Source organism: Shigella sp. FC1661 (genome assembly GCF_001712525.1).
GTDB classification, from domain to species: Bacteria; Pseudomonadota; Gammaproteobacteria; order Enterobacterales; family Enterobacteriaceae; genus Escherichia; species Escherichia coli.
In genome coordinates this window covers 1-4253 of record NZ_MDGW01000183.1, presented here as the reverse complement: position 1 = coordinate 4253, position 4253 = coordinate 1, and the positions used below count along the sequence as shown (strand labels likewise).

4 protein-coding genes and 3 pseudogenes are annotated in these 4253 nt (G+C 51.1%); 4 read left to right on the top strand and 3 right to left on the bottom strand.

Annotated features, from left to right (window positions below; translation table 11 throughout):
• A partial coding sequence (locus tag BFF42_RS11735; RefSeq protein ID WP_073841232.1) for an integrase core domain-containing protein occupies window positions 1–342 on the top strand: 342 nt, incomplete at its 5' end.
• On the opposite strand, the pseudogene BFF42_RS11730 reads toward BFF42_RS11735, so the two are convergent.
• A pseudogene (locus BFF42_RS11730) lies at window positions 325–816 on the bottom strand (rhodanese-related sulfurtransferase); the annotation flags it as partial. The gene BFF42_RS11735 and the pseudogene BFF42_RS11730 overlap by 18 nt on opposite strands.
• Window positions 817–1040: 224 nt before the next feature.
• Between BFF42_RS11730 and lpxL the strand changes: the two are divergent.
• From lpxL to BFF42_RS11715, 3 genes and pseudogenes are all read left to right on the top strand, one after another.
• On the top strand, window positions 1041–1961 hold the full coding sequence (gene lpxL / locus BFF42_RS11725; RefSeq protein ID WP_000183364.1) for a kdo(2)-lipid IV(A) lauroyltransferase: 921 nt from the start codon (window positions 1041–1043) through the stop codon (window positions 1959–1961).
• Between the two features lie 170 nt (window positions 1962–2131).
• Window positions 2132–3356 (top strand): annotated as a pseudogene (gene mdtG / locus BFF42_RS11720) (multidrug efflux MFS transporter MdtG).
• An 82-nt stretch (window positions 3357–3438) separates the two neighbouring features.
• Window positions 3439–3813, top strand: coding sequence for a MysB family protein (locus tag BFF42_RS11715; protein WP_000180059.1), 375 nt, complete (start codon window positions 3439–3441; stop codon window positions 3811–3813).
• Here the strand turns inward: BFF42_RS11715 and BFF42_RS11710 are convergent, their stop codons facing one another.
• The gene (locus BFF42_RS11710; protein ID WP_001237205.1) at window positions 3814–4041 is read right to left on the bottom strand and encodes a YceK/YidQ family lipoprotein; all 228 of its coding nucleotides are present in this window, start codon (window positions 4039–4041) and stop codon (window positions 3814–3816) included. It lies immediately after the preceding gene.
• A gap of 52 nt (window positions 4042–4093) precedes the next feature.
• Window positions 4094–4253: pseudogene (locus tag BFF42_RS11705) on the bottom strand (IS4 family transposase); the annotation flags it as partial.

The window sequence follows — 4253 nt, the reverse complement described above, 5'->3', positions numbered from 1 at the left end:
GGTAAGCCCGGCGGGGTGATGTTCCACAGCGATCAGGGCAGTCATTATACGAGCAGGCAGTTCCGGCAGTTATTGTGGCGATACCAGATCAGACAGAGTATGAGCCGGCGCGGAAACTGCTGGGATAACAGCCCAATGGAACGCTTCTTCAGGAGTCTGAAGAACGAATGGATGCCGGTGGTGGGTTACGTAAGCTTCAGCGAGGCAGCTCACGCCATAACGGACTATATCGTTGGATATTACAGCGCACTAAGACCGCACGAATATAACGGTGGGTTACCCCCAAACGAATCGGAAAATCGATACTGGAAAAACTCTAACTCGGTGGCCAGTTTTTGTTGACCACTTCAGCATGTCGATAAATAGTGCATCGGGATCGTCAAGCATGGCGTTCACTTCCGCCGCTTGCAGATACTCACCAACATTGCTGGCATCAAAGTGAGGATCGTCAATACCGTCGGCAACAATGCGATCACGTACCTTCATGCGCAGTACCCAGAAGGATTTCCCGTCATCATCCAACGCGATATTCAGGCGTAAACCCTCTAAAGCCGGGTCGAAGGCATAGAGCTGCGCGCGAAATGTTTCAACATTGCTCGCAGGTACGCTGATTTGCGCGTTAATGCCCTCATGCGCCAGATACACTCGCCCAAAAACATTCAGCGCGGTAAACAGCTGATATAAAGCGTCACGGGTCGCCTTAGGATCGGCGATGTGGAAATACTTGTAAAACGAAATGGTGGTTCGCGGTTCGCTCTCAGCCAACATTTTGGCTTTTAGCGCGTCGTTGGAAATGCGGTTGTGTAACACTGGCATGGTGTACGGTTCCTGCGAGATGGGAAAGTAAAAATCCGCGGCATGATATAGCAATTATCGATAATTAACATCCACACATTTTACGCTACATTTGCGCATTAAAAATTATTTGTTATTTACAAGCGCGGCAATTTCGCCCAGTCTTCAGCCACAAATTTTGGTTGCGGGCGAAAAAATGCGACAATACATACAATTGCCCGAATAGGTTGAAAAACAGGATTGATATGACGAATCTACCCAAGTTCTCCACCGCACTGCTTCATCCGCGTTATTGGTTAACCTGGTTGGGTATTGGCGTACTTTGGTTAGTCGTGCAATTGCCCTACCCGGTTATCTACCGCCTCGGTTGTGGATTAGGAAAACTGGCGTTACGTTTTATGAAACGACGCGCAAAAATTGTGCATCGCAACCTGGAACTGTGCTTCCCGGAAATGAGCGAACAAGAACGCCGTAAAATGGTGGTGAAGAATTTCGAATCCGTTGGCATGGGCCTGATGGAAACCGGCATGGCGTGGTTCTGGCCGGACCGCCGAATCGCCCGCTGGACGGAAGTGATCGGCATGGAACACATTCGTGACGTGCAGGCGCAAAAACGCGGCATCCTGTTAGTTGGCATCCATTTTCTGACACTGGAGCTGGGTGCGCGGCAGTTTGGTATGCAGGAACCGGGGATTGGCGTTTACCGCCCGAACGATAATCCACTGATTGACTGGCTACAAACCTGGGGCCGTTTGCGCTCAAATAAATCGATGCTCGACCGCAAAGATTTAAAAGGCATGATTAAAGCCCTGAAAAAAGGCGAAGTGGTCTGGTACGCACCGGATCATGATTACGGCCCGCGCTCAAGCGTTTTCGTCCCGTTATTTGCCGTTGAGCAGGCTGCGACCACGACCGGAACCTGGATGCTGGCACGGATGTCCGGCGCATGTCTGGTGCCCTTCGTTCCACGCCGTAAGCCAGATGGCAAAGGGTATCAATTGATTATGCTGCCGCCAGAGTGTTCTCCGCCACTGGATGATGCCGAAACTACCGCCGCGTGGATGAACAAAGTGGTCGAAAAATGCATCATGATGGCACCAGAGCAGTATATGTGGTTACACCGTCGCTTTAAAACACGCCCGGAAGGCGTTCCTTCACGCTATTAAATCTCCCCTGCCGGATGCTTCAGAATGGCATCCGGCATTACCACAGCAAATCCCCCTGATTTAGCGATAAAAGCTCTCTGGATTGCGCCCCTGGGAGTCGGGCGCATAATTAGTGTGCTTATCTTTTCTTCTTATGTTCACCGCGCCTGGCGCACCAACAGCGGATTGCTATGTCACCCTGTGAAAATGACACCCCTATAAACTGGAAACGAAACCTGATCGTCGCCTGGCTAGGCTGTTTTCTTACCGGTGCCGCCTTCAGTCTGGTAATGCCCTTCTTACCCCTCTACGTTGAGCAGCTTGGCGTTACCGGTCACTCCGCCCTGAATATGGTCCGGTATTGTCTTCAGCATTACATTTTTATTTTCGGCCATCGCCTCACCGTTTTGGGGTGGACTCGCCGACCGTAAAGGCCGAAAACTCATGCTATTACGCTCTGCCCTCGGCATGGGCATCGTGATGGTGTTGATGGGGCTGGCACAAAATATCTGGCAGTTTTTGATCCTGCGGGCGCTTCTTGGGTTACTTGGCGGATTTGTCCCCAACGCTAATGCTCTTATCGCCACACAAGTACCGCGTAATAAAAGCGGCTGGGCGCTGGGTACGCTCTCCACAGGCGGCGTTGGTGGTGCGTTGCTCGGCCCAATGGCTGGCGGCCTGCTCGCCGATAGCTACGGCTTACGTCCGGTATTCTTTATTACCGCCAGTGTGCTCATACTCTGCTTTTTCGTCACCCTGTTTTGCATCAGAGAAAAATTCCAGCCGGTCAGCAAAAAAGAGATGCTGCACATGCGGGAAGTGGTGACATCACTTAAAAACCCGAAACTGGTACTCAGCCTGTTTGTCACTACGTTAATCATCCAGGTGGCGACGGGCTCAATTGCCCCCATTCTGACGCTGTATGTCCGCGAACTGGCGGGTAACGTCAGTAACGTCGCCTTTATCAGTGGCATGATCGCCTCGGTGCCAGGCGTGGCGGCTCTGCTAAGTGCACCACGACTCGGCAAACTTGGCGATCGAATCGGACCCGAAAAGATTCTGATTACAGCGCTGATCTTTTCTGTACTGCTGTTGATCCCAATGTCTTACGTTCAGACGCCATTGCAACTTGGGATTTTACGTTTTTTGCTCGGTGCCGCCGATGGTGCACTACTCCCCGCCGTACAGACATTGTTGGTTTACAACTCGAGCAACCAGATCGCCGGGCGTATCTTCAGCTATAACCAATCGTTTCGTGATATTGGCAACGTTACCGGACCATTGATGGGAGCAGCGATTTCAGCGAACTACGGTTTCAGAGCGGTATTTCTCGTCACCGCTGGCGTAGTGTTATTCAACGCAGTCTATTCATGGAACAGTCTACGTCGTCGTCGAATACCCCAGGTATCGAACTGATTTTTCGCCTTTCATACTTGCAAAAGCGGAGAATCAGCTATCCTTTTCCCTGAAACCTCATCAACTCAAAGGGAGAATCGTGATGACCATGTACGCAACGCTTGAAGAAGCCATTGACGCTGCACGCGAAGAATTTCTTGCAGACAACCCCGGCATCGACGCCGAAGATGCGAATGTGCAACAGTTCAATGCCCAAAAATACGTTTTGCAGGACGGCGACATCATGTGGCAAGTTGAGTTTTTTGCCGACGAAGGGAAAGAAGGTGAATGTTTACCTATGCTTAGCGGTGAAGCCGCGCAAAGTGTTTTTGATGGCGACTATGATGAGATAGAGATACGCCAGGAGTGGCAGGAAGAGAATACATTACATGAATGGGACGAGGGGGAATTTCAGCTTGAGCCACCGCTGGATACCGAGGAAGGACGCGCAGCAGCTGATGAGTGGGATGAACGTTAATCACTCATACGGGCCATGATGAATGTCGATCGGCAGCAGTAAAGTATCAAAAACCAGGGAGAATGGCAGATCAAGGATTGTGACATAACGCCAGGCGGAGTCACGCACATCCCATTGCACACCGGGATAATATTGGTTGCCATGCCCCTGCCCCGGTATAGTGCGACTAATAATGCTGCCACAGCCACTCAGCAAGGTCACCATGATGCTCACCACAATTAAACGCATTTGATACCTCTTCCGTAAAAAAATACCGGCATAACGCCGTAATGCCAGTCAGTTAAGCAACTGACTGGCTCTTTTTCGGGGCTGTGGGGTATTTCCAGGGCCTCTCCTTTACCACTCTCGGGAAGGCCCTTCCCCTTCTCGTCGGTAATTTCACAAGTTGTCCCATACTTGCAAGATCGCGCATCAGCTCCGGTATACGTCCCGGTGAAGCG

What these genes read in the sequence shown, in the direction of transcription:
- BFF42_RS11715 (WP_000180059.1), top strand. Translation starts at nt 3,439, where the DNA reads ATGACCATGTACGCAACGCTTGAAGAAGCCATTGACGCTGCACGCGAA.
- BFF42_RS11710 (WP_001237205.1), bottom strand. Translation starts at nt 4,041, where the DNA reads ATGCGTTTAATTGTGGTGAGCATCATGGTGACCTTGCTGAGTGGCTGT.
- lpxL (WP_000183364.1), top strand. Translation starts at nt 1,041, where the DNA reads ATGACGAATCTACCCAAGTTCTCCACCGCACTGCTTCATCCGCGTTAT.